We start from the raw sequence: 24,585 nt of genomic DNA, 5'->3' as shown, positions 1-24,585 counted from the left end.
AGCCGATCTTGTACAGGATATCAGCCATGGCCCGACTTTCCTTCGCGACGACGCGCAACCTGCTGGCGCTGGGCGCTGCCGCGCTGACGCTGGCCGCGTGCCAGAATGCCGGTGACAAGGCAGCGGAAAACGAGGACGCAGCGCTGCTGGCCGATGCCGCCGACCCGGCGATGAAGGGCGCGCTGGAAGACCAGATCCTGGTGGACCCCGATCTGGTCGACAAATCCAATCGCAATGCCGTGCTCGGCGAAGGTAGCGATGGTTCGGTTCCGTCGGCAGGGGCGGCCAAGGGCCAGCTCGCGGCGACCGAAAGGGCTGTCGCAGCGGCTATCGGTCCGCGCGGGCTGATCAAGGCGCCCGAACCGACCAAGGTGGCCACCGAAGATTGCAAGGATTGCAATCAGGGCAGCACGCTGGGTGCCAAGGCCGGCCAGCAGAATGGCGTATGTCAGGGCAAGCTCGATTACGCGATGACCTGGGCGAGCCGCATGCCCGCCGATTTCGCGGTCTATCCGCGCGCCAACGTCAAGGAAGCCGCCGGCGTCGCCAACGGCCAGTGCAACATCCGGGTAGTCAATTTCACTACGCCCGCGGCAGTCAGGAATGTCGTCGACTTCTATTGGACCAAGGCGAAGCGCGGTGGCTATTCTGCGGAATATCAGCTGCACGGCGGCGATCATGTTCTCGGAGGGACCAAGGGCAATGCAGCCTATGTGCTGTTCCTCAAGCCCATGGCCAATGGCGGAACCGAAGTCGATATCGTCGCCAGCGGCGGCCGCTGATCGCGATCAGAATCCATAGACCAGCGTCAGCCGGCTCGTCGTATCGGTAGGCGCGCGGCCCAGCGCCGGGTTCGATTCATACTGGATGGTGTAGGATAGCCGCGCCTTGAGCTTGCCGATCAGCTGCGAATCGAGCGCGGCGACCGAAAAGAGCGTGCTGCGCTCCTCGTCGACATAGGCGCTGGCGGCTTCGGTCAGCTGGATCGTCGGGGTCAGCTTGAGCTTGATATCGACCGAGGCCAGACCCGCCAGCACCGACTCATCCATTCCGGTAACCAGCCGCGTGAAGCGCCAGGCGGGGCCGGCCTTCACGCTCAGTTGCGCATTTTCGCCGGTCAGGATGCTGTAGCCGACGCCGCCGGACAGGCTGTAGCGCGCGTGAAAGCCTTGGAAGCGATCCTGCTCGTACTGGCCCAGGCCATAGACGTAACCGCGCTGGTTGAACTTGTAATTGGGCTCGGCGCTCACGCGATATTGCTCGCGCACCACGACGTTGCTGGTTTCCTGATAGTCGGCGCGGCCGAGCAGCCCCAGCCGCCAATCCTCACCCTCGGCCACCAGCTTGAGCCCCGCCGCCAGCCCGATTCCCGGGGCGTTGCCGGTAGTGGTGAACGCGCCCAGCTCGCCTTCGCCCGAATATTTGACGGCGGCTGCCTGCTCGACCTTGGCCTGTTCGGTCTTGGGCTCGGCAGCGGCAGTCACGACGGGCGCCGGGGCAGGGGCTGGAGCTGGAGTCGGCGCGGGGGCTGCATTGGCGGCGCGAAAGGCTGCCACCTGGGCATCGATCGCCTCGGCAGATTGGGGATAGGCCTGCTTGGCATAGCGCACGACGGCGTCCAGCCCTGCGGCATCGCCCGATTGCAACGCGGTATCGATCAGCTTTGCAACCGGCTCGGGCGTTTGCGCTGCCAGCGGAAGCGCCGCGCAGGCGCACAGCACAAAAGCGCTGGTCGGGGCGCTGCGCAACAGCATCTGTTTGGGACCTCCCGTCGATAGAACGAGCCGAGAGCCTAGATCAGCGGACGGAACTCTTCCACCACCGCGCGATACAACCGTCGCTTGAAAGGCACGATCAGTCCCTCAAGGCTGTCCGGATCGGCCCAGCGCCAGCTGCGGAATTCCTGGTGCGACGTTTCGATATTGATGTCCGCGTCGGTCCCCATGAATCGCATCAGGAACCACATCTGCCGCTGGCCGCGGTATTTTCCGCCCCAAATCTTGCCCATCAGTTCGGGCGGAAGATCATAGAGATGCTCGTCGCGCGAACGCGCGATGACCTCGACCAGATGCGGGGCGATGCCGGTTTCCTCGCTGAGCTCGCGATAGGCGGCTGCTTCCGGCTCTTCCCCCGGATCGATACCGCCCTGCGGCATCTGCCAGGCCTCGACCATGCTGTCGAGCCGCTGGCCGACAAACACCTTGCCGCCCTGGTTCACCAGCATGATGCCCGCGCACGGACGATAGGGAAGGCTGTCAAATTCGCTCATGCGTCCAGCCTTAGCTGTCAGCGGGCGGAAAAGGCAATGGAGCAATCGCCGCTGACCGCCTTGCTGCGGCAAAATGCGATGGAGCGAAAGCGGCTCATCAGCGCCTCGACCGCAGCATCGCCGATCGGCGGCTTGTCGGCGTCAAATCCAGCGCCGCGCTCGGCATATTGGAGTACGGCGACATTCTGATCGTCCCGCAGCAACAGCGCGATGAACTGCTCGCCACGCCCTGATACGGCACCGGGATAGCCGCCGGCGGCGGTCGAGCCGCAGCCATTGCTGGAAAGGTTGTATTCGGCGCCGTTGGCCAGTCTTCCGCTGGCGATCACGCGCGAGAAGTTCGCAACTTCGCAACCCCGGCCGGTGTTGAAGAAGCGCTGCTGCATTTCGGCAGTGGAAACCGGGGCGCTGCCCGGACCCTTGAACGCTGAAAAGGTGATCATCCGGGTCCAGGTCTCCACCGTTTCGCCCTTGGGCACGAATTCCACGATCATCTGTCGGTCGTTCTTCGCCTCATACGCGGGCTCGAACGTATCGAAGACGTGAAATTGCACCTCGCGCCCGAATACCGAGGCCGAATAGGTACAGCAGCTTTCCGGATCGGTCGTCCGCTGTGCGCGATAGGCACCGATGATGTCTGCAAAGTCGGGCGCGTTGCGAACCTGTGGAGCAGTTTGCGAAATTGCGGAATCCGGCAAGGCAAAGGGCAGGGCGAGCAGCGCAATCGCCGCGAGGAGTGTCCGTCTGGCCATCGCGCGCCGCTGTTTCACCGGTTCAGCATCGCCTTCATGCCGCGGAAGATGGCATCACAATCGTCCTGCGCCGAGGGAATGCCCTTGCGCAGGCAGATGAAGCCGTGGATCGTTCCGCGCATCTCCATATAGGTGACATCGACACCCGCCTTGATGCAGCGTGCAGCGAAATCACGGCCCTGATCGCGCAGAGGATCGAGCCCGGCGGTCACCAGCAGCGTCGGCGGGAGGGTCGCCAGATCGCCCAGAATGCAGTCGTTGCGAACATCGCCCGGCGTCGCGGCGTAATTGTCTGTGAACCAGTTCATCGTGTCTGCAGTCAGCAGATAACCCTCGGCAAACTGGGTAAACGACCCGCCGGTCTGGCTCGAATCCACGACCGGATAGAGCGGGGCCTGGGCAATCACCGGCACGGCCGCGGGCCGAGCGACCAGCGCCTGGGTAACCACGATCGTCAGATTTCCGCCCGCACTGTCGCCGGTAAACACCAGGCCCGTGATATCGAGGCCCAGCGCCTTGCCGTTTTCCGCCAACCAGCGCGCCGCCGCCTCGCAATCCTCGGGTGCTGCAGGGAAGGGGTGTTCGGGGGCGAGGCGGTAGTCGACCGCGATCACTGGCAAGTCCAGTTTGGCGGCGAGCTCGGTGCAATAGGGGTGATGTGTTTCGAGGTCGCCGATGACGAAGCCGCCGCCATGGAAGAACATGATCGCCGGCCCCGCCTCGCGGGTTTCGCGCGCGTCGTAATAGCGCAGCGGAATATCGCCCTGTGGTCCGGGGCAGGTCAGGTCGCGGATGATGGCCAGCGGCGTGGGATCGGCATCGCCCATGAACCGCATCATCCGATAGGCTTCGCGCGCGTCAGCGGGCACCATTTCGCTCATCGCAGGCGCGCCTGCTGCCGACATCATCGCCAGCATCATCGCCACGTCCGGGCGGACGAACGGGGCATCCGCGTTCGTGGTTTCGCGTTCGATCTCAGCGGCTTCGGTCATTCTGGCAAATCCCTCTCGGTTCTGTTTAACCGTGAGGTTAACCGGCGATGCGCAGCGGGTCCATCGCGAATTTGCGCGGGAGACGGGCGTATGACCCGCTCGGCCGCCTGTGGGAGGTCAACGGGGTAAAGGAGTTCCGCAGGTTCCTTTACGACGGCGATGCGCTGGTCGCGGAATATGACCAGTGGGGCAATATGCTCAAGCGCTATGTGCATGGGCAGGGCGCAGATACGCCGCAGGTGTGGTTCGAGGGCGCAGGGATCAGCGCATCCGAACGCCGCTTCCTGTTCACCAACCACCAGGGATCGGTCACCGCGATTGCCGATGGCTGGGGCAATACCATCGCGATCAACCGCTATGATGAATACGGCATCCCTGGCACGGGCAATATCGGGCGGTTCCAGTATACGGGCCAAGCCTGGCTTGAGGATCTGGGCATGTACCATTACAAGGCTCGCATCTATTCGCCGACATTGGGCCGGTTCCTGCAGACCGACCCGATCGGCTATGAGGATCAGATCAATCTCTACGCTTATGTCGGGAACGATCCGGTCAATCGGAGCGATCCGACGGGCACTCGATCATGTGAAACGCCCACCGGCAGCCTCATTTGTCGGCCAACCGAAACAACAGCCACTGCGGCCACAGCTGTTGCGGCAAGGGAAGGCATCGGAGCCGAGCGTGCACGTTCTCAATATAAAAACGCGACGGGGAAACTTGCTCCCAACGATAGTGCTGGACGCTCTGCTGCCAAGGAAACTGCAAGGGCCGCCCCCCCCAATTACGCGAGGTGTTATCCAAGGGCTTCGGCCTGGCTTAGGTCCAAAAGCTGGGTCAGGGGGTACGGCAAACCGGACCAATTCTGGGGCGGACAGACTGGCCGGTCGACTGGGAACCGCTGGTCGAGTAGCAGGTGCTGCCGGCCTTGCTGTCGGTGTTGCCCGAGTTGCGACTTCCGACACCCCCGGGAAAGAAGCCGCGCGCGTTGGTGGGGGGATCGCTGGGGCCTTAGCTGGAGCCGAAGCCGGAGCGGCGATCGGGTCGCTAGGAGGTCCTTGGGGAGCAGCCGCTGGAGGGATTGCTGGCGGTATTGTCGGAGGGTTCGCTGGCGAGGAAGCTGTTAGCAGTATTTTGGATTGGAACTCCGATGAATGATATAAAAGCAAGAAAGGTGAAAATTGATGGTGACAAGGTTCTCGTGTTCACCCTCTTGCGTAGATTTTCTTTCAAGAAAGCTGATATTCAGAATTTCAAGGTTTTAAGAGTTCCATCGTTATTTGATGAAATCGGCATCGAGTTGCAGGCGAACCGAAAATTTTTGATAACGGAAAGGGTCTTGGGATTTTTTGATTTAGCAAGTTTTTTAGATTTAGAACAAGCTTTTGGCCCTCTGTGGTATCGGGATGCCGAAGATGGGCATCAACTCGAGAAGTGCACTCGAATGCCGGAATTCCCGTGACAGGTGCAACGCCCCCCAAATCGTCCCATGCCACCAGCGGAATAAGCGTTGCTGGCTGACGGCGTGCATAGCCGGTCCAGTTCCATCGGGAGGCCCATCGCATAAGTTGTTGGCTTGATGCTTGAGCCGGACAAGGCGAGCAGGTGCAGTCCCTTTTTTATGCGCACACCGAACACCGCGAAGCGGTAGTCTGCTGCAGCGATATTTGCGTTTTATAACAGGTGGTTGGGTGGGCGCGGAGTGCGTGGCGAAGGAATTACGGTGACACGTGCAATAACCCCCAAATTGATCGGCCCCACAACCTGAGGTAACGTCACTGCACCATGGCCCGCCTTCCTCGCCTCATCCTGCCGGGCATCCCGCATCACATCACGCAGCGGGGCAACCGGCGCGAACGGACGTTCTTTGAGGATGGCGACTATGCGCTGTATCTCGATCTGCTGGCACAAGCCGCTGGGCAGGCTCGGGTCGAAATCTGGTCCTATTGCCTGATGCCCAACCATGTCCACATCATCGCCGTGCCTGAAGATGTGGACGGATTGCGGCGGACCTTCCGGTTCGTGCATCGCCATTATACCGGCTATATCAACGCGCGCCTGCGCACGACCGGGCATCTGTGGCAGGGCCGGTTTTCATCCGTCGCCATGGATGAAGAGCATCTGCACCATGCTTTCCGCTACATCGCCTTCAACCCGGTGCGCGCGCGACTGGTCGAGCGGGCGGAAGGCTGGCGCTGGTCCAGCACTTATGCGCATCTGGCGGGTGTGGACGACCACGTCATCAAGGTCGCGCCTGCGCTCGAACGAGTGGGTGATTTCGCGGCGTTTCTGGGCGAGCCCTTTGATGAAGCGATGAGCTATGCTGCGTTGCGCAAGGCGGAGTCCATCGGGCGACCGATCGGCTCCAGGGCCTGGCTCGCCGCGAAGGCGCTGCGGGCGGGGTCTGAGCCGCCGCGCAGCGCGCGTTTTCGTCAATCCTCGACCGGGCTCGACTGAAGCTGGATATAATTGTGGATGCCCATGCGCTCGATCAGGTCGAACTGCGCCTCGATCGTGTCGACATGCTCTTCCTCGCTCTTCAGGATATATGCGAGCAGGTCGCGCGTGCCGTAATCACGGACGCTCTCGCAATAGGCGATGCCTTCCTTGAGCAGCGGGATCGCCTCGTTCTCGAGCGCCAGGTCGGCTTTCAGGATTTCCTCGACCGTCTCACCGATCTTGAGGCGACCGAGCAGCTGAAAATTGGGCAGGCCATCGAGGAACAGGATGCGGTCCGCCAGCTTGTCGGCGTGCTTCATCTCGTCGATCGATTCCTCATACTCGTATTTGGCGAGCTTGGTAATGCCCCAGTTGGCCAGCATCTTCGAATGCAGGAAATACTGGTTGATCGCGGTCAGCTCGTTCTTGAGCGCGTCGTTAAGAAATTCGATGACCTTGGGGTCGCCCTTCATGGTGATGCTCCTGTAATCGCGTGGCTCGTCCCGGGCCATGCCGATATGGTGATTTCAGGAGCGCACAATAGCGCCGTTTTTTAGGGAAGGGAAGCCGCTGCGTCGCGGGAAATACTTGAATTTCCACCAAAATTTAGCGGGCTATTGCTAGGCGGTCGCAGTTTCCCGGCTGATAATGCTTTGCGCAAACGAGAGGCACTGGCCGCATTTGGGACGCCGACCGAGCCGGGCGTAAACCTCTGCCGGGCGGGCCGCGCCATCGCGCAGAGCGTCCTTCAAGTCCTGTTCCCGAATCGCATTGCAGATGCAAACAACCATGCGTCTCTCCTGTGATCGCCGAGATAGCGATATTGAGAACGCATCGCAACAGTCTTTTTGCGATTCTATCGCAAACGCATCGGCTGCAGCTTTCTGCGGGCCAGTGACCGCCAGAGCCATTCGGCCGGCCCGAACCGGTAGCGCTCGAGCCACGGCTTCGACCAAATGAGCATGATTCCCCAGGCGGCGAAAACGAACAGCATCGCGGTGGCGCGGTCGATCTGGCCAAAAAGGCCAAGACCCCAGCCGTAGAAGATGAACGTCATGACCAGGCTGGTGCCGAGATAATTGCTGAACGCCGCGCGTCCCGCCGCCGCGACGCGGGCGATCAACGGACTGTCACGGTGCGTCACCACCAGCCAGAGCAGGCCTGCGGCCCATCCCACGGTCATGACCACGCGGAAGGGGAAGGAGAGGCTGAAAAAGGCGGCAAAGGTGATGACGGTATCGTAGCCGCTGAGCATCACCCAGACGGCCAGCGCGATCATGGGAGGGATGCCGATGGCAAAGGCGCGCAGGGCTATCTTCTTGTAGGGCGCGGGCAGCCAGAGACCCAGGATGAAGCCGCTCTTGAGCATCGCCATCCCCAGCAGCATCATGGCCAGCGTATCCATCGTGAAGAAGAACAGCGTGTTGATCAGCGATTCCGGGAACATCGAGAGGTGCTCGCGCATGATCTCCGCCCAGCCGCTGCGATAGATGTCGAGGCTCTCGGCGATCTGCTCGGTGCCGGGCTTGCCGAAGCTTGCCAGCATCTCTTGCGAGGCCTTGACCAGTTCGGCATCCGCACCCGGTGCGGCTGCCCGCATCGCCTGCGTCCAGCCGCCGCCAGCCATCACCAGGCTCAGCAGAAAATAGAGCACGTAGAGGATGATGGCCCAGCGCAGCAGCTGCTTCACGTCCTTGTTCACGAAGAACAGCGCGAGCGTGCCGCAGATCGCATAAGGCACCAGAATATCGCCCCACCATAGCAGGATGAAATGGGCGGCTCCGATCACGAACAGCCAGGCCATGCGGTTAAGGTGGACGCTGCGCGGGTTCTGCCCTGCCGCCTCGGCGCGCTGCATCACCAGCAGCATGCTCGCACCGAACAGGACGCTGAACAATCCGCGCATCTTGCCGTCGAACAGCACGAAATTGACCGCCCAGACCCCCGCATTGAGCGGATCGGTGCCGCCCCAGGCCGCCGGGTTCACATAGGCCGCGTCGGGCATCGAAAAGCCGACGATGTTGAGCAGCAGGATGCCCATGACCGCAAAGCCGCGAATGGCGTCGAGTGTGATGTGGCGATCGGATTGCGTCATGCTGTGGCCCCCTGGTTGTGGACCCTGTCGGCGCCCCGGGTCCTGCTTTGGGTGTATCATGCTGACGGCCCGCTGCAATGGCCGAACGGGTGGGGCGGCTGGCTGCGACGTTGGGCCGATTGGCGGTGGCGACCGAAAGACACGGCTGGTGGACCGACCGGTCCAATTGTGGCGCTCTCCGGAGACCGTCCGGTCGGGCGGCAAACCGGACGGTCCAGCCCGACCTGCCGAAATGCACGGTCCCAAGGACCGATTCCGGTCTCGCAAAGGGGGTGTCGGGTGTCAGCAGAGCCCATTTTGGACCCGGAAAGCGGGCAAATGGACCGTCCGGTCGATGGACAAAAGGTTAATGGACCAGGTGGACCAGAAAATCCGGTTTGCGAGCCGCTTGCGCCGGAACGCTCGGTCCAGCCAAACTCGTCAAGGAGCCGGAAACCTAGGTTAACAGATAGAATGGCTGGATTTATCTTTTGTTAACTTCTCGGCAGCCTGAAAATAGGTATGTAAAAACAGAGTCTTGCGCCCGCTCCCTGAGTTGGCTTCTAGGTCAGTCATTGGAAAGACCCCTGATTGCTTATCCCGGCGGTCTTGGACCGGTCGCCCCATTATTCTGATTTTAACCTGGGCTTACCGATCTGTGACCACGGGTCGCCAACAAATTACCGAAAAGTAAACGCGCCAAGAGCAAAGGTTAACGGAATATGCACGCATTTTGGCAGGTTCTGAGAGCTAGAGCGAGGCGGTTCGAGTGCTGCGATGAGGGCCAGAAAGGGCTACGCTTGACAGGCATGCAGCCGCCGCTAGACTGGTCGGTCTATGCTGGCCTTTTTGCTCGATCCTGCCGCCCTTTCCGGCCCTGCCGACGGGGCATCCGACATGCACCCCACGCGTCAGCGGCTGATCAGCGTCGCGACCCGCCTTTTCCAGCAGCGCGGCTATCATGCGATCGGCCTGGCCGAGATTCTGGCGCTGTCGGAAACGCCCAAGGGTTCGCTCTACCATCATTTCCCGGGCGGAAAACCCGAACTGGCCGAGGCTTGTGTCACCCGGATAGCGGAATCCTCGCTTGCCGCGATCGATCGGCTATCCGGCAGCGGGCTTGATATGATTGGGTTTTTGCGCCGTCTTTCCGAGGTCACGGCAGCCTGGCTGCAGCGGACCGACTGGCTGGATGGCTCGCTGCTGGCGGTGATCGGGCAGGAACAGGGCGGGGCCAATGGACCGCTCAGCGAGGCGGTGCGCATCGCCTATCAGCGGATCGAGATGCGCCTAGCGCGCTGGCTGATGGCCGAAGGTGTCGCGGTGGCGCGGGCGCGGGACATGGCCGCGACGATCATCGCGGCGCAGGAAGGGGCGCTGGTGCTCGCCCGCAGCCGTCACGATGCGGCGCCCGTCACACTGGTCACGGATATGCTCTGCACCATGGTCGATCGCGGATAGCCTGACTTTTCGGGGTTTTTTGTGCATAGACGGATCGGTCTACTGCCAAATCCGGTCGGTCTAGCATCCACTCCGCCGATCGGTAACGCCGCGGCATCGGGGCGCGAAACAGGACGGACAGACAAGCTGAAGGAGAGCGATCATGACAATCGAAGCATTGCGCACCCCGGATGAGGCCTTCGCCGATGTGCCGGATTTCGATTATCCCGTGCATTATGCTGATGATCTGCCCGGCTATGAGGGCCTGCGCGCCGCCTGGATCGACGCCGGACCTGCGGATGCGGGCCGCACGTTCCTGTGCCTGCATGGCGAGCCGAGCTGGTCCTTCCTCTACCGCCGTATGATCCCGGTGTTTCTCGAAAGCGGGGCGAGGGTGGTCGCGCCCGACCTGTTCGGCTTTGGACGGTCGGACAAGCCGGTGCGGCAAGAAGATTACAGCTTCGACTTTCACCGCAACTATCTGTTGCGGCTGGTCGAGCGGCTCGACCTCCGGGACATCACGCTGGTGGTACAGGACTGGGGCGGGCTGTTGGGGCTGACGCTGCCGGTCGATGACGGTTTTGCGACGCGCCTGTCGCGGCTGATCGTGATGAACACCGGGATCGGGCAGGGAACAAGCCCTGGTCCGGGGTTCGATGCGTGGAAGAATTACGCGCTCTCGACCCCCGATCTTCCGGTGGGGCGGATCATCGCGCGCGGCACGCCGCATCTGACCGAGCAGGAAATCGCTGCCTATGACGCGCCCTATCCGGGGCCGGAATACAAGGCAGGCGCGCAGATCTTCCCCGCGCTGGTGCCCATCAGTCCCGACATGCCGGGCGTCGAACATGGCCAGGCGGCCGCCCATTTCTGGTCCGAGCGATGGTCGGGCGAAAGCTTCATGGCCGTTGGCGCGGCGGATCCCGTGCTGGGCACCGAGCCGATGGCGCGGCTGCGTTCGATCATTCGCGGCTGCCCCGAACCGATGATCATTCCCGATGGCGGCCATTTCGTGCAGGAATGGGGGGAACAAATCGCCCGCGCCGCGCTTGCAGCCTTTGGCGACCTGCCACCTGCCTGATCGAGAGAGGATTTCCATGACCGACACCGTCAGCCCCCGCCGGATGCGTGCCAGCGATTTTCACCCGCACATTCTCGAGATTTTCGACGGCTATGTGCACGGCAAGCTGACCAAGCGCGAATTCATCCGGCAAGCGGGGCGTTATGCGGCTGCGGGCGTGACGGGTGCGATGATCCTGAGCCAGTTGAGCCCGGATTACGCGCTGGCGCAGCAGGTCGCGCCCGATGATCCGGCGATCCGCACCGAGCGGGTCGAGTACAAGAGCCCCGAGGGTCATGGCACCGTAAAAGGTCTGATGGCCTGGCCTTCCGATGCCAGGGGCAAGCTGCCTGCCGTGCTGGTGGTGCACGAAAATCGCGGGCTCAACCCCTATATCGAGGATGTCGTGCGGCGGCTGGCCAAGGCGGGCTATCTCGCGCTCGGTCCTGACGGCTTGACGTCATTGGGCGGCTATCCTGGCACCGACGACGAGGGCCGCACGATGCAGGCCTCGCTCGATCCTGCGAAGCTGATGGAGGATTTTTTCGCCGGCTTCGAATTCCTGCGCGATCACAAGCAGAGCACGGGCAAGGTCGGCGTCACCGGCTTCTGCTATGGCGGCGGCGTCTGCCATGCGCTGGCCGTCGCCTATCCTGATCTGGCAGCGGCCGCACCGTTCTACGGACGCCAGGCCAAGCCCGAGGAGGTCCCCGCGATCAAGGCACCGCTGCTCATCCATTTCGCCGAGAATGACGAGCGGGTGAACGCCACCTGGCCCGCCTGCGAAGCGGCGCTCAAGGCAAACAACAAGGTCTATGAGGCGCATTTCTATCCCGGCACCAGCCATGGCTTCCACAACGACACCACCCCGCGTTACGACGAGGCGGCGGCCAAACTCGCCTGGGAGCGGACGCTGGCGCATTTCGCCAAATATCTGAAAGCCTGAGCCGGCGCGCCGGCGCGCGCTTGGACAATCTGTCGCATTGTGGCATCCTGCCCCTTGTCATAGGCATGTGACAGGGACCGGCCAGTCTTTGGTCGGCTAGCCCCGCCACAGGTTCGGCGGCGGAGCGAGACGGGAGATCGCGCCGATGTTCGACGGTTTTGACGCGCTATTGCTGGCGCGGATCCAGTTCGCCTTCACGGTGAGCTTCCATTTCATCTTCCCGGCCTTTTCGATCGGGCTCGCCAGCTATCTCGCGGTGCTGGAAGGTCTGTGGCTGAAGACGAACGACAGCACCTATCTCGACCTGTTCAAATACTGGCGCAAGATCTTCGCGATCGCTTTTGCCATGGGCGTCGTCTCGGGCATCGTCATGTCCTATCAGTTCGGGACCAACTGGTCGGTCTTTTCGGACAAGACAGGCCCGGTGATCGGCCCGCTGATGGCCTATGAGGTGCTCACCGCCTTCTTCCTCGAGGCCGGGTTCCTCGGCGTCATGCTGTTCGGCATGGACAAGGTCGGGCGCAAGCTGCATTTCACCGCGACATTGATGGTCGCGGTCGGGACGTTCATCTCGGCCTTCTGGATCTTGAGCGTCAACAGCTGGATGCAGACGCCGACCGGCTATGAAATCGCGGCCAACGGCCAGTTTGTGCCGGGCGAAAGCTGGCTGGCGATAATCTTCAACCCCAGCTTTCCCTATCGGCTCGTCCATACGGTGATGGCGGCGTACCTCACCACCGCGTTCGTCGTCGGCGCGGTCGGCGCCTACCACCTGCTCAAGAACAAGGCCGATCATCGCGCGCAGCGGATGTTCTCGATGGCGATGTGGATGGCCGCTTTGGTCGCCCCCTTGCAGATTTTTGCGGGCGACATGCACGGGCTCAACACGCTCGAGCATCAGCCTGCCAAGGTCATGGCGATGGAGGGCCATTATCAGAGCCATCCCGATGGCGCGCCGCTGATCCTGTTCGGTATTCCCAACAGTGCGGAGCAGCGCGTTGATTATGCGATTGAAATTCCCAAGGCCTCTTCGCTGATCCTCAAGCATGATCTGAATGCGCCGCTCAACGGGCTCGATACCGTGCCCGAAGCCGAGCGCCCGCCGGTCGGCATGGTGTTCTGGTCGTTCCGGGTGATGGTCGGCATCGGCTTTGCCATGCTCGGCATCGGATTGTTCAGCCTGCTCGCGCGGGTTCGGGGCAGGCTCTACGACTGGCCGTGGCTGCACCGGCTGGCGATTCTGATGGGACCATCGGGTTTCGTCGCGGTCATCGCGGGCTGGATCACGACCGAGGTCGGACGCCAGCCCTATACCGTCTATGGCCTGCTGACGACTGCGGACAGCGTCTCACCGCTTGCCGCACCGGCGGTCGGCGCCTCGCTGGTTGCGTTCATCCTGACCTATTTCATCATGTTCGGCGCAGGCACCGCCTATATCCTGAAGTTGATGAGCAAACCCGCCACCGGGCACGAGGAAGCGGCCGCCTCCGGCCCGCTGCGTAGCGCCGGAATCACGCCTGCCTCGGCCGACAGCACACAACGCGGCCGAAGCGGCACGATGATGGAGGAGGGCGCATGAATATCGACCTCACCATCGTCTGGGCGTTCGTCATCGCCTTCGCCGTGTTCGCTTATGTCGTGATGGACGGTTTCGATCTCGGCATCGGTATCATCTTTCCGGCGCTTGGGCGCGGGGCGGAGCGCGACAAGGCGATGAACTCTGTCGCGCCGGTCTGGGATGGTAACGAGACCTGGCTGGTGCTGGGCGGGGGAGGGCTGCTCGCCGCGTTCCCGCTCGCCTATGCGATCATCCTGCCCGCGATCTATCCGCCGATCATCGCGATGCTGCTGGGACTTGTCCTGCGCGGGGTCGCATTCGAGGGCCGCTGGCGCGACCCCAATCACCAGCCTTTCTGGGATTTCGCTTTCACTGCGGGCTCGTTCGTCGCCGCCTTTGCGCAAGGCGTGACGCTGGGCGCGCTGCTGCAGGGGGTCGAGGTCGAGGGGCGCGCCTATGCGGGCGGCTGGCTCGACTGGTTGAGCGCCTATTCGGTGCTGACCGGCATCGGCACAGTGATCGGCTATGGCCTGCTCGGCTCGACCTGGCTGCTCATGAAGACCGAAGGTGCGGTGCAGGACCATGCCTTCCGGATGAGCTGGAAGCTGTTCCCGGCAACGCTCGTCGCTTTGGGCGCGGTCAGCCTCTACACGCCGTTTCTGGAGGCCGAGTATTTCGCGCGCTGGTTCACCTTTCCCAGCGTGCTGTTCTCGGCGCAGGTGCCGCTGCTCGTCGCTGTCATCAGCTTCCTGCTGTTCCGCTCGCTGCAGAAGCGGCACGATTATGCGCCGTTCCTGCTGACGCTGGGGCTGTTCCTGCTCGGCATGATTGGCCTCGGCATCAGCATGTTCCCCTATGTCGTGCCCGACGAGGTGACGATCTGGGACGCGGCGACGCACCCCAGCAGCCAGGCCTTCATGCTGGTCGGCACGCTGTTCATCGTGCCGCTGATCATCGGCTATACCGCTTGGGCCTATTGGGTGTTCCGTGGCAAGGTGGGGGACGAGGGCTATCATTGATGCTCGGCAACAGCGACGATCCCGATCGCGGCGATGCCCGCCCGCTCACCCAGAAGCTCGGATGGATGGCTGCGCTTTGGCTGATCTCGGTCGGAGTGGTCGGGACGGTCGCCTATGCCATCCGATGGTGGATTAACGCCTGACGCAGCAGCGCGCGCATGTTACGCTTCGGCATGACGGAACCGGCCGATCCATCTGGCCCCGACGGGAACAACCCGCGGCTTGGCGATGACACCCTGGCGGTGCGCGGCTTCCATCTGATCGAGCATCTGCTGCTGGTGCTGATCGCGCTGATGACCATGGCGGCGGCTGGGATCGAGGTCGGCGGCATCATTGCTGCTCGAACGATCTCGCTCGCCGACATCCTGCTGATGTTCCTCTATACCGAGGTTATCGGCATGATCGCGGTCTTCTACACCGGGCGCGGATCACCCTTCGTCTATCCGATCTTCATCGCCATCACCGCGCTCGCGCGGCTGATCGTGCTCCAGGGCAAGGACATGGCGCCCGACAAGATCCTGTTCGAGGCGGGTGCGATCCTGTTGCTCGCCATCGCGGCTGTCGTGATCACCCGCGCTGGCAGGGCTTGACCGGGGCGGGGCGGCTGGCATGAAGGCGGGACGCATCTCGCGACCGGGGCCCGCAATCATGACTACCCAGAAACACTATATCAGCGCCAATAGCCTGCTCGAGGACAGCTATCGCTTGGCGATGCAGGTGATCGAGAGTGGGTACCAGCCGACGCATATCGTCGGCATCTGGCGCGGCGGTGCGCCGGTCGGCATCGCGGTGCAGGAGCTGCTCGAATATCATGGCGTCGACGCGGACCATATCGCCATCCGCACCGCGAGCTATTACGGCATAGACCAGCAGAGCAAGGACGTGCGCGTCTATGCGCTCGGCTATCTGGTCGACACGCTGAGCCCCGAGGACCGGCTGCTCGTGGTCGATGACGTTTTCGACAGCGGCAAATCGATCCAGGCCTTCATCCACGAACTCGCCGCCAAGTGCCGCTACAACATGCCGCATGACTGGCGGATCGCGACGGTCTATTACAAGCCCTCGCGCAACCAGACCGACATGACCCCCGATTATTTCGTCCACGAGACCGAGCAGTGGCTGGTCTTCCCGCACGAGATCGTTGGCCTCAGCGTCGAAGAAATCCGCGCACACAAGCCGGGGGCGGGGATCATCTTGGGGGAATGAAGGGCGCTCATCCAATCGTCATTTTCGCGAACGCGAAAATCCCGCTTCCTGTCGGCGGTGGTGGGAATAGCGGGACCCCCGCCTGCGCAGGGGTGACGAAAGTTGGCGATGGGAATTGCGCCCTTTCACACCACTTGGCATAACCTCATCGCATGACACCCGATCAGCGTGACGCCTATATCGCCCGCCTGCCCAAGGCCGAACTCCACCTGCATATCGAAGGTTCGCTCGAGCCCGAAATGCTGTTCGATCTGGCGCAGCGCAATGGCGTCGCCATCCCGTTCGGCAGCGTCGAGGAGATCCGACAGGCCTATAATTTCAGTAATTTGCAGGACTTTCTTGACATCTATTATCAAGGTATGGGCGTGCTGCTCAAGCAGCAGGATTTTTATGACCTGACCTGGGCCTATCTCGAGCGCGCGCATGCCGACCATGTCCGCCATGTCGAGATCTTCTTCGATCCGCAGGGGCATACCGAACGCGGCGTGCCGTTCGCTGACGTCATCACCGGCATTTCTGACGCTTTGGCCGATGGGGAGAAGCAATGGGGAATCACGTCGCGCCTCATCCTATGCTTTCTGCGCCATCTGGATGAAGCGAGCGCCGAGGCGACGCTCGACGAGGCGATTCCCTATCTCGACAGGATCGCGGGGGTGGGGCTCGATTCCTCCGAAGTTGGCCATCCGCCGTCCAAATTCCGCAACGTCTTCGCCCGCGCTCGCTCGCTGGGGCTCAAGGTCGTCGCGCATGCCGGTGAGGAAGGCCCGCCCGAATATGTCCACGAAGCGCTCGACATCCTGAACGTCGACCGGATCGACCATGGCAACCGCGCGCTCGAGGATGCAGGGCTGGTCCAGCGGATCGCGGACCAAGGCATGACGCTGACCGTCTGCCCGCTGTCGAACCTCAAGCTGTGCGTGATCGACGACATCGCCCAGAGCCCGGTCAAGCGCATGCTCGACGCGGGGATCAGCGCAACCGTCAATTCGGACGATCCCGCCTATTTCGGCGGCTATGTGAACGAGAATTACCGTGCGATCGCCTCAGCGCTTGACCTTAGCCGCGACGAGCTGCGCACGCTCGCTGCGAACAGCTTCCGCGGGTCATTCCTCGACGAGGCGGCGAAAGCGCATCTGCTGGCCGAGATCGACCTTTATGATGCGCATTTCGCCTGATCGTAGGCCTCAGCGCTCGCTGAGATAATAGCGCTCGACCTCGGCCAGATTGTCGTCGAGCTGATAGACGATCGGCTGGCCGGTCGGGATTTCGAGGCCCGTGATCGCATCATCGGCAATGCCCGACAGGTGCTTGACCAGCGCGCGCAGCGAATTGCCATGCGCCGAGATGATCACGCGCTTGCCTGCCTTGAGCTCGGGCGCGATGCGGCTTTCCCAATAGGGCAGCACGCGTGCGATCGTGTCCTTGAGGCTCTCGGTATTGGGGATGGCAATCCCGGCATAGCGACGATCCCTGGACAGGTCGAATTCCGATCCGGCATCGAGCGGCGGCGGCGGAATATCGAAGCTGCGGCGCCAGATATGGACCTGCTCGTCGCCATGCTTGGCCGCGGTCTCGGCCTTGTCGAGCCCGGTCAACCCGCCATAATGGCGCTCGTTCAGCCGCCAGTCCTTCTCGACCGGCAGCCACAGCCGCTGCATCTCTTCAAGCGCCAGGTTCAGCGTCTTGATCGCGCGGGTCTGCAGCGAGGTGAAGGCGATATCGAAATCGAGCCCCTTGTCGCGCATCAGCCGACCGGCCGCACGCGCCTCTTCCGCGCCCTTTTCGGTCACGTCGACATCCCACCAGCCGGTGAAGCGGTTCTCCAGATTCCATTGCGACTGGCCGTGACGGATAAGGACAAGCTGCGGCATTTCGGGCGTCTCCTGTTGCGATTGCGTGCGCGTTTAGCGCAGAGGTCACGACAGGCAACCCCGTTTTCTTCATCGTCATTCCCGCGAACGCGGGAATCCCGCTACCTTCACCGACCGTCGCGCAGAAGCGGGACCCCCGCCTTCGCGGGGGTGACGAAGTGTTTTGTGTGCTGCGGCCGGTCAGATCCGCTCGAAGCGCACCTTGAGCCCATCGCGCGGCTGCGGGATCGGCCAGGCTTGCCATTCGGGGGCATAGCCGGGCTCGGTAACGATCCGGTGCTGGCTGAGCACATGATGCAGCAGCACCTTGATCTGCATATAGGCAAAGTGCAGCCCCAGGCACATATGCGCTCCGCCGCCGAACGGCACCCAGGCATATTTGTGCCGGTTGCGCGTGGCTTCCGCGGTGAAACGCATCGGATCGAACCGGTGCGGTTCGGGCCAATGCTCTTCCTGCTTGTGGGTGAAGGCCGCGCTGATGCTGACCGGGGTCCCTGCAGGAATGCGATAACCGCCGAATTCGAAATCGCGCAGCGCGCGGCGCGGGGTCGAGGGCACGGGCGGGATCATCCGCAGCGCTTCCTTGAACGCCATTTCGGTGAGCTCGAGATTGGGCAGCGAATCATAAGGCATCGGCGTGCCGGCAGGCGCGTGCTCGAGCAGTTCGGCACGGATGCGATCCTGCCATTCGGGATGGCGCGCCAGCAGCCAGATCAGCGAGCTTGCCGACGAGGTGATGGTATCGTGCGCCGCCATCATCAGGAAGTTCATGTGATCGACCACCTCGTCGGTGGTGAGCAGGCTGCCATCGTCGCGTGTGGCGCGGCAGAACTGGCTGAACATGTCCGGTCCCTGCTGCTCGCGGCGTTTCTGCACCTCGGGGGTGAAATAATCGACCAGGAATTTCCGGCCGGCCACGCCGCGCCCCATCTTGGTAAAGGGGAGGGGGCGGCGCACCACGCCGATCGACGCCTGGACCATATCGACAAAGGCCTTGTTGATCCGGTCCGCCTCAGGCCCCCAGGGAATGCCGAGGAAAGAGGTTGCCGCAAGATCGAGCGTCAACTTCTTGATTTCACTGTAGAACAGAATGTCACGGTTCGACCATTCGGCAACGCGCGCGGCAATGCCCTCGTTCAACTTTTCCGAATAGTGCCGCATCGGGCCGGGCTTGAACGCGATCGACAATGCGCGGCGATCGGCACGGTGATGGTCGAAATCCATCAGCATCAGTCCGCGCGGGAACAGCAGGTTGAGCACCGGGCCCCAGCCCTGCTCGGAAGAGAACAGCTTGTCGCGGTCGAACAGCACCAACTCGTTGGCATCGGCACCGAACAGCGCGACCTGACGGCGGCCAAAGGCATTCGTCCGATAGACCGGACCATATTTCTCGCGCATCTCGTTGCCGAACTTCTCGGGATCGGCGAGCATCTTGAAGGTGACACCGACGATCGGCAGGCCATCCTCGCCCGGAATATGATCGAGCGATCCGGGACCGGGCATCCGCGTCCAGTGCGGATTGCCGCTGTCACGCTGGATGGTGTGGTCGGGAAACATCTCGCGCGGCGGAGCAATCACGGTGGCCATGGGGGAATCCTCTGCTCTGGTTTAATCGATCCATTAAATACCAACTGACACCTATGTTAGCAAGCGATCCGTCGCTTTCGAAATGCCATTCATCGTTAATTCAACTGGCAGTTTGTATGAACGGAAAATCGGAGCCCCGCTCCGGCGGCCCGCCGCGCCTGGCTTGCGGCTTAGGGGATGATGCGTTGAACCCTGTTTCCTTCTTGCAGAAAACCCGTGCCCGCGCGGCGCGGATGATTGCGCTGGCGCTTGGAGCGGTCTCGCTTTCGGGCTGTGTCTATGGGCTGGACGGCTATGATGGCTATGGCGGCGTCTCGGTGGGGGTCGGCAGCGGCTATGCCGGCGGCTTCAATCCCTATTGCGATGGCTTCTCCGCCTGGGACAGCTGGTATGGCTGCGACTATGGCTATGGCTTCGGTCAGATCGGCTTTGGCGGCGGATATTGGGACAATTTCTATTATCCCGGCTATGGCACCTGGATCTACGATCGCCCCGGCGGCCGCCGCTTCGCGATGCAGGACAGGCATCGCCGCTACTGGGGGCAACAGCGCTGGCAATATTACCAGCAGCGCCGAGCCGATCGGCGCGAATTTCGCGATGATCGCCGCGGTGACCGGAGGGATGATCGGCGCGATTGGCGGCGCGACCGCCGCGAGACGCTTGACGACCGCCGCGACTGGCGGCGCGAACAGCAGGCCGACAATCCCGAATTCCCACGTACGCGGCGCGGCGAGCGCGAACGGATGGGCGGGCTGACCCCGGAAGACCGCCAGCGGCGCCTGGAGCGCTGGCAGCAGCGCCAGCAGGATCAGATAGGGCAACCTCAGACGCCGGGGCGTGACTGGCAGGGTCGAGGCGACCGTCCCCGCCGTGGCGACGGCCAGATGCTCCCGGACGGCCAAGGCGGGCGCAACTGGCAGGGCCGTGGTGACCGCCAGGGCAGGGGCGATTGGCAGGGCAGGGGGGAAGGTTGCGCGCGGCCGGAGATGCGCCAGCCGCAACCGGGCGCTCAGCCGGGCTTCACTCCGCCACCGCGCGCCGAACGTCCGCCGCGGGCAGAGCGGCCGCAGCGTCAGGAACGCCCGCCCCAGATCATCGAACGCTCTCGCCCGCGGGGCCCCGGCGGAGTGTCCGATAGCGGCGGGGTTCGACCCCAGGACGTTCGCGAGGATTGACCGTTTTCGCATGGGCGGGTGACAGCCGGGCTTGTGACCCGCCCCGAAAGCCCTATTCTTGAGGGCATGACGCTTTTCTCGCTTCTCGATCAGTCGGTGCGCTTTGCCGACGTCTCTGCCAGCGATGCCCTGGAGGCGACGCTCGAGGCGGCGCGGCTGGCCGACCGGCTGGGCTATCACCGCCTATGGGTGTCCGAACATCATGCCAGCCGCTTTCTGTGCGGCAGCGCGCCCGAGATCCTGATCGCGGCGATGGGTGCGCATACTCGGCGCATCCGCTTGGGATCGGGCGGCGTCATGCTGCCGCATTACAGTGCCTACAAGGTGGCCGAGCAATTTGCGGTGCTGAGCAATCTCTATCCGGGCCGTATCGATCTGGGCGTCGGCCGCGCGCCGGGCGGCGAGATGCGCGTTGCCGCGGCCCTGTCCGCCCCGCACCCTCCATCGTTTCGCGAGTTTCCGAGACAAGTCGCTGATCTGGTTGGCTATATGCACGGGAGCCTGACCGAACCAAGGTTGAGCCCCGAGCCGGCGGGTGACGTGCCGGTCTGGATTCTCGGCACCAGCCCGGACAGCGCGATGCTGGCGGGTGCCCTGGGCCTGCCCTATGCGCTGGCGCTGTTCATCAACCCGCAGGCCAGTCCTGAGCTTACCGATCTGTATCGACGCAATTTCCGGCCCAGCGCGCAGTTGGCAGAGCCCTATGTGATGCTCGCGACCACCGCCTTTGCCTGCGACGATGCCGAGCGCGCCGAGCTGCTGCGCAAGAACTATTTCCTCAATATCGCGCGCCTTCTCGGCGGCGGGACGCAGCCGGCGGTCTCGCCCGAAGAGAGCCTCGACATGGGCTTTACCGAGCGCGAGGCGATGATCATCGGCGCACAGGCGCGGATCGCGGCCTTCGGTACGCCCGATGCGGTGCGGAGCAAGGTGCTGGCGCTGGCCGAGGCCTTTGGCGCGGACGAAGTCATGATCTCGTGCAATGCCTACCACCAGCACGACCGGCTGCGCGCGATCGAACTGTTCGCGCAGAGCATGGCGCTGGCCGAGGCGGCCTGAACCCATGCCGCCAGTCTTTCCCGATTTCTGTGCCGAAAGTGCGTTGCCGTTCAGCGATGGCGAGGCGCTGGTCATCGACAAGCCCGCCGGCCTGCCCGTCAGCCGCCCGAGAAAGGGCGGACGCAGCCTCGAGGATTTCCTTCCCCAGCTGCGCTTCGGGTTCCAGCGCGAACCGCAACCTGTGCACCGGCTGGACCAGGACACATCCGGCTGCCTGTTACTGGCGCGGCATGCCAAGGCGCTCAAGCGCTTTGGTGCCGCGTTCGAGAGCGGGCAGGTGAGCAAACTCTATTGGGGGCTGATCGAAGGGGTATTGGCGCAGGGGCAAGGAACCATCGAGCTTGCGCTGACCAAGACAAGCAGCGCAGCAGACGGATGGCGGATTGTTCCGTCTCCCCAAGGCAAGCGCGCCGTGACGCACTGGCGGCAAGTAGCGGTGGTTGGTGGCAAGACCCTGGTCGAATTCCGCCCCGAGACAGGCCGCACCCATCAGATCCGCGTGCATGCACTCCATGGGCTGGGTCATGCGCTCGTTGGAGATCCGGTCTATGGTCGCGCCGATCCCGCCGGCTTGATGCTCCACGCGGCGCATCTGACGGTTCCGCGCGATGGCAAACCGCCGATTGTCGCGCACGCTCGCATGCCGGACCGTTTTCGCAAACTGGGTTTTGCCGAACCGGCGAATGCTGATGGCTGATATCAATATTCCGGATCATGCCATTGTTTCGGAGCGATTTATCACCGCTTCCGGACCTGGCGGACAGAATGTCAACAAGGTGGCGACGGCGGTGCAGTTGCACGTCAACATCTTCGCGCTTGGCCTGCCGCCGCTGGTGTACAGCCGGTTGCGTGCGCTGGCTGGCAGCCGGATCAACCAGGATGGCGAACTCGTCATCCAGGCGCGCAGTCACAGGACGCAGGAGGCGAACCGCCGCGAGGCGCGCGAACGGCTTGCCGCCTTGCTCGCCGAAGCGCATGACCTCCCCGCCGTCCGTGCCAAGTCACGCCTCAACCGGGTCGGCAAGACCGAGCGGCTTGCAGGAAAGAAGAACCGCTCCACCATCAAGAAGAACCGGGGTAGGGTCTCCTTCGATTGAATCTCATAAACTGGACCTAACAACATGTATGCATTCGATATTGATCCCAACGCTCCCAAGGCGCAGCTTTATGACGACCTGCATTCTGCCGCCATGGCACTGGTCGATGGCGAGCCCGACGGGGTGGCGAACATGGCCAATGTCGCGGCGCTGATCTGGCAGTTCCTGCCTGATCTCAACTGGGCGGGCTTCTATCGCATGGTCGAAGGCGAGCTGGTGCTGGGCCCGTTCGTCGGCAAGCCTGCGTGCATCCGCATCGCGCTGGCCAGCGGGGTGTGCGGCACCGCCGCGGCCAGTGGAGAAACGCAGCTGGTCAAGGATGTCCACGCGTTTCCCGGCCATATCGCCTGCGATGCCGCGAGCCAATCGGAGCTGGTCGTGCCCGTGTTCCATGAGGGCAAGGTCACGCATGTCATTGATCTCGACAGCCCCCGGATTGGGCGGTTTGACGCCGACGATCAGGCCGGGATCGAGCGGCTGGCCCGTAGCCTGGCAGGGCGCATCTGATCCGCGCTTAACCCTGACATCCCGGTCTGCCCCTTATTGAAACAGGGACAGGGCGGCGCGCCGGTTTTACATTCGCGCGATGGTGCGCTCGGCAAGCAAATGCTAACAAAGGCTTAACAATTCTTTGCCGGAACGCGCCATATTGCGCATTGCCGAGCTGGATCGCCTGGTGTTTGCCCAAGGGGAGTTAACCATGAAGAGCCGCGTCTTTGCTTCGATGCGTCATGCCGTCCTTGCCGCCAGCCTGATGGCTGCGAGCGCCATCGCGAGCAGCGCCCACGCCGCCGAATCGCCGCTGAAAAAACCGGCCGCCAGCCACGTCGATCTGGGGCTGGCCAGCGCGCTCAATGGCGCGACCGTGGTTCGCCCCGGCTTTGGCACGCGGTTTCCAGTCGGCGCTCCGGCCTATGTCCGTCCGTTCCGCGGCTTCATCCTGCCGCGAGTCTGGATCGCGCCGACCTATTATATCGCCAACTGGCAGGGCTACCGGCTGCCGCGCCCAGCCCAGGGTTTCGGTTGGTCGCGCTATTATGACGATGCGGTGCTGACCGATCGCAACGGCCGGGTTTATGACAGCGTGCAGGGCGTCAACTGGCAGCAGGCACCGGGTGCCGCAGCCACGACCGTGACAAGCCAGGTCTATTCGCCCGATTACGACCCTTATAATTACGATCAGAGCCTGTTGCTGGGCAATGATGACGTCGTTCAGGGTACGCACTGGGTGCGCAGTTCGGAAGAACCGGCCGGTGTCGACTTCGATCCCGACCAGCCGCCGCCACCGCCACCTGCCTATGCGCCGGTGGACGAGCCTGCGTTTCTGGAGGCATGCCGCCGCGACAATGGCCTGGGCGGTGCAGCAGCCGGGGCTGCCGTGGGCGGCCTGGCAGGCAATCGCATCGCCGGGCGCGGTGATAGCACGGGCGGCACATTGATCGGCGCGGGCGTCGGTGCGATCGCAGGGATGGTGATCGACAAGGCCGAAGATCGCGAGCGCTGCAAGCGGCTGCTCGCGGCCGAAGCTGCCGGGGGCAATGCCGTGCGCTACGCGCCACCGCCGCCACCTCCGGGCCTCCCTGCTTATGCGCCGCCTGCCGCTACCGGCTATGCGCAGCTCGATGACAGGACATTCCTGGAAATCTGTCGGCGCGACAACGGTGTAGGCGGCGCTGCGATCGGCGCGGGGCTTGGCGGTCTGGCGGGTAACCGCATAGCCGGGCGCGGCAATCGTACCGGAGGCACCCTGATCGGCGCAGGTGTCGGCGCGCTCGCCGGTATGCTGATCGACAAGGCCGAGGACCGCGAACGCTGCAAGCGCCTGCTGGCGCAGCAGCCGGTCGCACCGGGCCAGCCGGGTGGCTATCCGCCGCCGCCTCCGGGCTATTATTACTATTACCCGCCGCCGATCGTCACCACGGTCACGATCACCCCGGGCAGCTGCAACTGCAACGAGACCGTGGTCGTGACCGAAGAGGCGCCCGCGCACCCTGCTCCGGTGGTACATCACCGCAGCAAGAACGTGCGCGTCTATCGCAAGTGA

The 24,585-nt window shown here is 63.1% G+C and carries 28 protein-coding genes; 19 read left to right on the top strand and 9 right to left on the bottom strand.

The features are described 5' to 3' along the window. Nucleotides 1-26: 26 nt before the first annotated feature. On the top strand, nt 27-782 hold the full coding sequence (locus AX725_RS12295) for a hypothetical protein (protein ID WP_060978261.1): 756 nt from the start codon (nt 27-29) through the stop codon (nt 780-782). A gap of 6 nt (nt 783-788) precedes the next feature. Here the strand turns inward: AX725_RS12295 and AX725_RS12290 are convergent, their stop codons facing one another. From AX725_RS12290 to AX725_RS12275, 4 genes are read right to left on the bottom strand one after another with little or no spacing between them, the layout of a single operon-like run. Beyond that, a complete protein-coding gene (locus AX725_RS12290; protein WP_067512438.1) occupies nt 789-1,754 on the bottom strand; it encodes a DUF481 domain-containing protein in 966 nt (321 codons plus the stop codon). A 38-nt stretch (nt 1,755-1,792) separates the two neighbouring features. Continuing rightward, entirely contained in the window at nt 1,793-2,269 is a 477-nt protein-coding gene (locus AX725_RS12285) for an RNA pyrophosphohydrolase (RefSeq protein WP_060978262.1), read from the bottom strand. 17 nt (nt 2,270-2,286) lie between these two features. Continuing rightward, nucleotides 2,287-3,021, bottom strand: coding sequence for an HI_0983 family protein (locus AX725_RS12280; RefSeq protein ID WP_060978263.1), 735 nt, complete (start codon nt 3,019-3,021; stop codon nt 2,287-2,289). A gap of 14 nt (nt 3,022-3,035) precedes the next feature. After that, on the bottom strand, nt 3,036-4,013 hold the full coding sequence (locus AX725_RS12275; protein WP_060978264.1) for an alpha/beta hydrolase: 978 nt from the start codon (nt 4,011-4,013) through the stop codon (nt 3,036-3,038). A 47-nt stretch (nt 4,014-4,060) separates the two neighbouring features. Here AX725_RS12275 and AX725_RS21305 point away from each other — a divergent pair, with 47 nt between their 5' ends. From AX725_RS21305 to AX725_RS12260, 3 genes are all read left to right on the top strand, one after another. Beyond that, complete coding sequence (locus AX725_RS21305; protein WP_196490310.1) at nt 4,061-5,137, top strand: RHS repeat-associated core domain-containing protein; 1,077 nt, start codon at nt 4,061-4,063, stop codon at nt 5,135-5,137. Next, nucleotides 5,092-5,472 (top strand): hypothetical protein, encoded by a 381-nt coding sequence (locus AX725_RS12265; protein ID WP_155645614.1) that lies wholly within the window; start codon nt 5,092-5,094, stop codon nt 5,470-5,472. The genes AX725_RS21305 and AX725_RS12265 overlap by 46 nt, the downstream gene beginning before the upstream one ends. A gap of 323 nt (nt 5,473-5,795) precedes the next feature. Then, nucleotides 5,796-6,467, top strand: a complete 672-nt coding sequence (locus AX725_RS12260) for a transposase (protein ID WP_060978840.1) — start codon at nt 5,796-5,798, stop codon at nt 6,465-6,467. Here AX725_RS12260 and bfr read toward each other — a convergent pair. From bfr to AX725_RS12250, 3 genes are all read right to left on the bottom strand, one after another. Next, nucleotides 6,443-6,922 carry a bacterioferritin gene (bfr, locus tag AX725_RS12255; RefSeq protein ID WP_060978841.1) on the bottom strand — a complete coding sequence of 160 codons (480 nt, stop codon included), beginning with the start codon at nt 6,920-6,922 and terminating at the stop codon, nt 6,443-6,445. The two genes, AX725_RS12260 and bfr, sit on opposite strands and share 25 nt — an antisense overlap. Before the next feature lie 147 nt (nt 6,923-7,069). Continuing rightward, nucleotides 7,070-7,240 carry a (2Fe-2S)-binding protein gene (locus AX725_RS20595; protein ID WP_066271165.1) on the bottom strand — a complete coding sequence of 57 codons (171 nt, stop codon included), beginning with the start codon at nt 7,238-7,240 and terminating at the stop codon, nt 7,070-7,072. A gap of 65 nt (nt 7,241-7,305) precedes the next feature. After that, the gene (locus AX725_RS12250) at nt 7,306-8,544 is read right to left on the bottom strand and encodes a DUF418 domain-containing protein (RefSeq protein ID WP_060978842.1); all 1,239 of its coding nucleotides are present in this window, start codon (nt 8,542-8,544) and stop codon (nt 7,306-7,308) included. Nucleotides 8,545-9,360: 816 nt separating this feature from the next. Here AX725_RS12250 and AX725_RS12245 point away from each other — a divergent pair. The 9 genes from AX725_RS12245 to AX725_RS12210 all read left to right on the top strand — a co-directional run bounded on the left by AX725_RS12245 (nt 9,361) and on the right by AX725_RS12210 (nt 16,927). Beyond that, entirely contained in the window at nt 9,361-9,984 is a 624-nt protein-coding gene (locus AX725_RS12245; protein WP_060978843.1) for a TetR/AcrR family transcriptional regulator, read from the top strand. Nucleotides 9,985-10,126: 142 nt separating this feature from the next. Next, entirely contained in the window at nt 10,127-11,044 is a 918-nt protein-coding gene (locus AX725_RS12240) for a haloalkane dehalogenase (protein ID WP_060978844.1), read from the top strand. A 16-nt stretch (nt 11,045-11,060) separates the two neighbouring features. After that, on the top strand, nt 11,061-11,969 hold the full coding sequence (gene yghX, locus AX725_RS12235; protein WP_060978845.1) for a YghX family hydrolase: 909 nt from the start codon (nt 11,061-11,063) through the stop codon (nt 11,967-11,969). 145 nt (nt 11,970-12,114) lie between these two features. After that, nucleotides 12,115-13,548 (top strand): cytochrome ubiquinol oxidase subunit I, encoded by a 1,434-nt coding sequence (locus AX725_RS12230; protein ID WP_060978846.1) that lies wholly within the window; start codon nt 12,115-12,117, stop codon nt 13,546-13,548. Continuing rightward, complete coding sequence (cydB, locus tag AX725_RS12225; RefSeq protein WP_060978847.1) at nt 13,545-14,546, top strand: cytochrome d ubiquinol oxidase subunit II; 1,002 nt, start codon at nt 13,545-13,547, stop codon at nt 14,544-14,546. Before AX725_RS12230 ends, cydB begins: the two co-directional genes overlap by 4 nt. Continuing rightward, nucleotides 14,546-14,689, top strand: a complete 144-nt coding sequence (locus AX725_RS20940; protein ID WP_099046524.1) for a DUF2474 domain-containing protein — start codon at nt 14,546-14,548, stop codon at nt 14,687-14,689. Before cydB ends, AX725_RS20940 begins: the two co-directional genes overlap by 1 nt. 15 nt (nt 14,690-14,704) lie before the next feature. After that, nucleotides 14,705-15,136, top strand: coding sequence for a phosphate-starvation-inducible protein PsiE (locus AX725_RS12220; RefSeq protein WP_060978848.1), 432 nt, complete (start codon nt 14,705-14,707; stop codon nt 15,134-15,136). A 58-nt stretch (nt 15,137-15,194) separates the two neighbouring features. Continuing rightward, a complete protein-coding gene (locus AX725_RS12215; protein ID WP_060978915.1) occupies nt 15,195-15,752 on the top strand; it encodes a phosphoribosyltransferase in 558 nt (185 codons plus the stop codon). Nucleotides 15,753-15,904: 152 nt separating this feature from the next. Then, on the top strand, nt 15,905-16,927 hold the full coding sequence (locus AX725_RS12210) for an adenosine deaminase (protein WP_060978849.1): 1,023 nt from the start codon (nt 15,905-15,907) through the stop codon (nt 16,925-16,927). Between the two features lie 9 nt (nt 16,928-16,936). Here the strand turns inward: AX725_RS12210 and gpmA are convergent, their stop codons facing one another. Together gpmA and AX725_RS12200 are read right to left on the bottom strand one after the other, a co-directional pair. After that, entirely contained in the window at nt 16,937-17,623 is a 687-nt protein-coding gene (gene gpmA / locus AX725_RS12205) for a 2,3-diphosphoglycerate-dependent phosphoglycerate mutase (RefSeq protein ID WP_060978850.1), read from the bottom strand. Nucleotides 17,624-17,803: 180 nt separating this feature from the next. Next, a complete protein-coding gene (locus AX725_RS12200; protein WP_060978851.1) occupies nt 17,804-19,210 on the bottom strand; it encodes a cytochrome P450 in 1,407 nt (468 codons plus the stop codon). Between the two features lie 185 nt (nt 19,211-19,395). Between AX725_RS12200 and AX725_RS12195 the strand changes: the two genes are divergently transcribed. The 6 genes from AX725_RS12195 (at nt 19,396) to AX725_RS21530 (ending at nt 24,585) form a co-directional block, all read left to right on the top strand. Beyond that, nucleotides 19,396-20,385 (top strand): hypothetical protein, encoded by a 990-nt coding sequence (locus tag AX725_RS12195; protein ID WP_156440444.1) that lies wholly within the window; start codon nt 19,396-19,398, stop codon nt 20,383-20,385. Nucleotides 20,386-20,451: 66 nt separating this feature from the next. Continuing rightward, on the top strand, nt 20,452-21,444 hold the full coding sequence (locus tag AX725_RS12190) for an LLM class flavin-dependent oxidoreductase (protein WP_060978853.1): 993 nt from the start codon (nt 20,452-20,454) through the stop codon (nt 21,442-21,444). A 4-nt stretch (nt 21,445-21,448) separates the two neighbouring features. Then, on the top strand, nt 21,449-22,141 hold the full coding sequence (locus AX725_RS12185; protein WP_060978854.1) for an RluA family pseudouridine synthase: 693 nt from the start codon (nt 21,449-21,451) through the stop codon (nt 22,139-22,141). Next, a complete protein-coding gene (gene arfB, locus AX725_RS12180) occupies nt 22,134-22,541 on the top strand; it encodes an alternative ribosome rescue aminoacyl-tRNA hydrolase ArfB (protein WP_060978855.1) in 408 nt (135 codons plus the stop codon). The genes AX725_RS12185 and arfB overlap by 8 nt, the downstream gene beginning before the upstream one ends. Nucleotides 22,542-22,565: 24 nt before the next feature. Beyond that, a complete protein-coding gene (msrC, locus tag AX725_RS12175; RefSeq protein WP_060978856.1) occupies nt 22,566-23,048 on the top strand; it encodes a free L-methionine (R)-S-oxide reductase MsrC in 483 nt (160 codons plus the stop codon). Nucleotides 23,049-23,241: 193 nt separating this feature from the next. Continuing rightward, nucleotides 23,242-24,585: an RcnB family protein gene (locus AX725_RS21530; RefSeq protein ID WP_066115028.1), complete on the top strand. Its 1,344-nt coding sequence runs from the start codon at nt 23,242-23,244 to the stop codon at nt 24,583-24,585.

It is taken from the genome of Blastomonas sp. CCH9-A1, assembly GCF_001557175.1.
In the GTDB taxonomy this organism is placed as follows: domain Bacteria; phylum Pseudomonadota; class Alphaproteobacteria; order Sphingomonadales; family Sphingomonadaceae; genus Blastomonas; species Blastomonas delafieldii_A.
This window is presented reverse-complemented; position numbering and strand designations above follow the sequence as displayed.

Bases quoted from the DNA above. Each gene is read 5' to 3' on its own strand.
- AX725_RS12295 (WP_060978261.1), top strand. From the start codon at position 27: ATGGCCCGACTTTCCTTCGCGACGACGCGCAACCTGCTGGCGCTGGGC.
- AX725_RS12290 (WP_067512438.1), bottom strand. From the start codon at position 1,754: ATGCTGTTGCGCAGCGCCCCGACCAGCGCTTTTGTGCTGTGCGCCTGC.
- AX725_RS12285 (WP_060978262.1), bottom strand. From the start codon at position 2,269: ATGAGCGAATTTGACAGCCTTCCCTATCGTCCGTGCGCGGGCATCATG.
- AX725_RS12280 (WP_060978263.1), bottom strand. From the start codon at position 3,021: ATGGCCAGACGGACACTCCTCGCGGCGATTGCGCTGCTCGCCCTGCCC.
- AX725_RS12275 (WP_060978264.1), bottom strand. From the start codon at position 4,013: ATGACCGAAGCCGCTGAGATCGAACGCGAAACCACGAACGCGGATGCC.
- AX725_RS21305 (WP_196490310.1), top strand. From the start codon at position 4,061: ATGCGCAGCGGGTCCATCGCGAATTTGCGCGGGAGACGGGCGTATGAC.
- AX725_RS12260 (WP_060978840.1), top strand. From the start codon at position 5,796: ATGGCCCGCCTTCCTCGCCTCATCCTGCCGGGCATCCCGCATCACATC.
- bfr (WP_060978841.1), bottom strand. From the start codon at position 6,922: ATGAAGGGCGACCCCAAGGTCATCGAATTTCTTAACGACGCGCTCAAG.
- AX725_RS20595 (WP_066271165.1), bottom strand. From the start codon at position 7,240: ATGGTTGTTTGCATCTGCAATGCGATTCGGGAACAGGACTTGAAGGAC.
- AX725_RS12250 (WP_060978842.1), bottom strand. From the start codon at position 8,544: ATGACGCAATCCGATCGCCACATCACACTCGACGCCATTCGCGGCTTT.
- AX725_RS12245 (WP_060978843.1), top strand. From the start codon at position 9,361: ATGCTGGCCTTTTTGCTCGATCCTGCCGCCCTTTCCGGCCCTGCCGAC.
- AX725_RS12240 (WP_060978844.1), top strand. From the start codon at position 10,127: ATGACAATCGAAGCATTGCGCACCCCGGATGAGGCCTTCGCCGATGTG.
- yghX (WP_060978845.1), top strand. From the start codon at position 11,061: ATGACCGACACCGTCAGCCCCCGCCGGATGCGTGCCAGCGATTTTCAC.
- AX725_RS12230 (WP_060978846.1), top strand. From the start codon at position 12,115: ATGTTCGACGGTTTTGACGCGCTATTGCTGGCGCGGATCCAGTTCGCC.
- cydB (WP_060978847.1), top strand. From the start codon at position 13,545: ATGAATATCGACCTCACCATCGTCTGGGCGTTCGTCATCGCCTTCGCC.
- AX725_RS20940 (WP_099046524.1), top strand. From the start codon at position 14,546: ATGCTCGGCAACAGCGACGATCCCGATCGCGGCGATGCCCGCCCGCTC.
- AX725_RS12220 (WP_060978848.1), top strand. From the start codon at position 14,705: ATGTTACGCTTCGGCATGACGGAACCGGCCGATCCATCTGGCCCCGAC.
- AX725_RS12215 (WP_060978915.1), top strand. From the start codon at position 15,195: ATGACTACCCAGAAACACTATATCAGCGCCAATAGCCTGCTCGAGGAC.
- AX725_RS12210 (WP_060978849.1), top strand. From the start codon at position 15,905: ATGACACCCGATCAGCGTGACGCCTATATCGCCCGCCTGCCCAAGGCC.
- gpmA (WP_060978850.1), bottom strand. From the start codon at position 17,623: ATGCCGCAGCTTGTCCTTATCCGTCACGGCCAGTCGCAATGGAATCTG.
- AX725_RS12200 (WP_060978851.1), bottom strand. From the start codon at position 19,210: ATGGCCACCGTGATTGCTCCGCCGCGCGAGATGTTTCCCGACCACACC.
- AX725_RS12190 (WP_060978853.1), top strand. From the start codon at position 20,452: ATGACGCTTTTCTCGCTTCTCGATCAGTCGGTGCGCTTTGCCGACGTC.
- AX725_RS12185 (WP_060978854.1), top strand. From the start codon at position 21,449: ATGCCGCCAGTCTTTCCCGATTTCTGTGCCGAAAGTGCGTTGCCGTTC.
- arfB (WP_060978855.1), top strand. From the start codon at position 22,134: ATGGCTGATATCAATATTCCGGATCATGCCATTGTTTCGGAGCGATTT.
- msrC (WP_060978856.1), top strand. From the start codon at position 22,566: ATGTATGCATTCGATATTGATCCCAACGCTCCCAAGGCGCAGCTTTAT.
- AX725_RS21530 (WP_066115028.1), top strand. From the start codon at position 23,242: ATGAAGAGCCGCGTCTTTGCTTCGATGCGTCATGCCGTCCTTGCCGCC.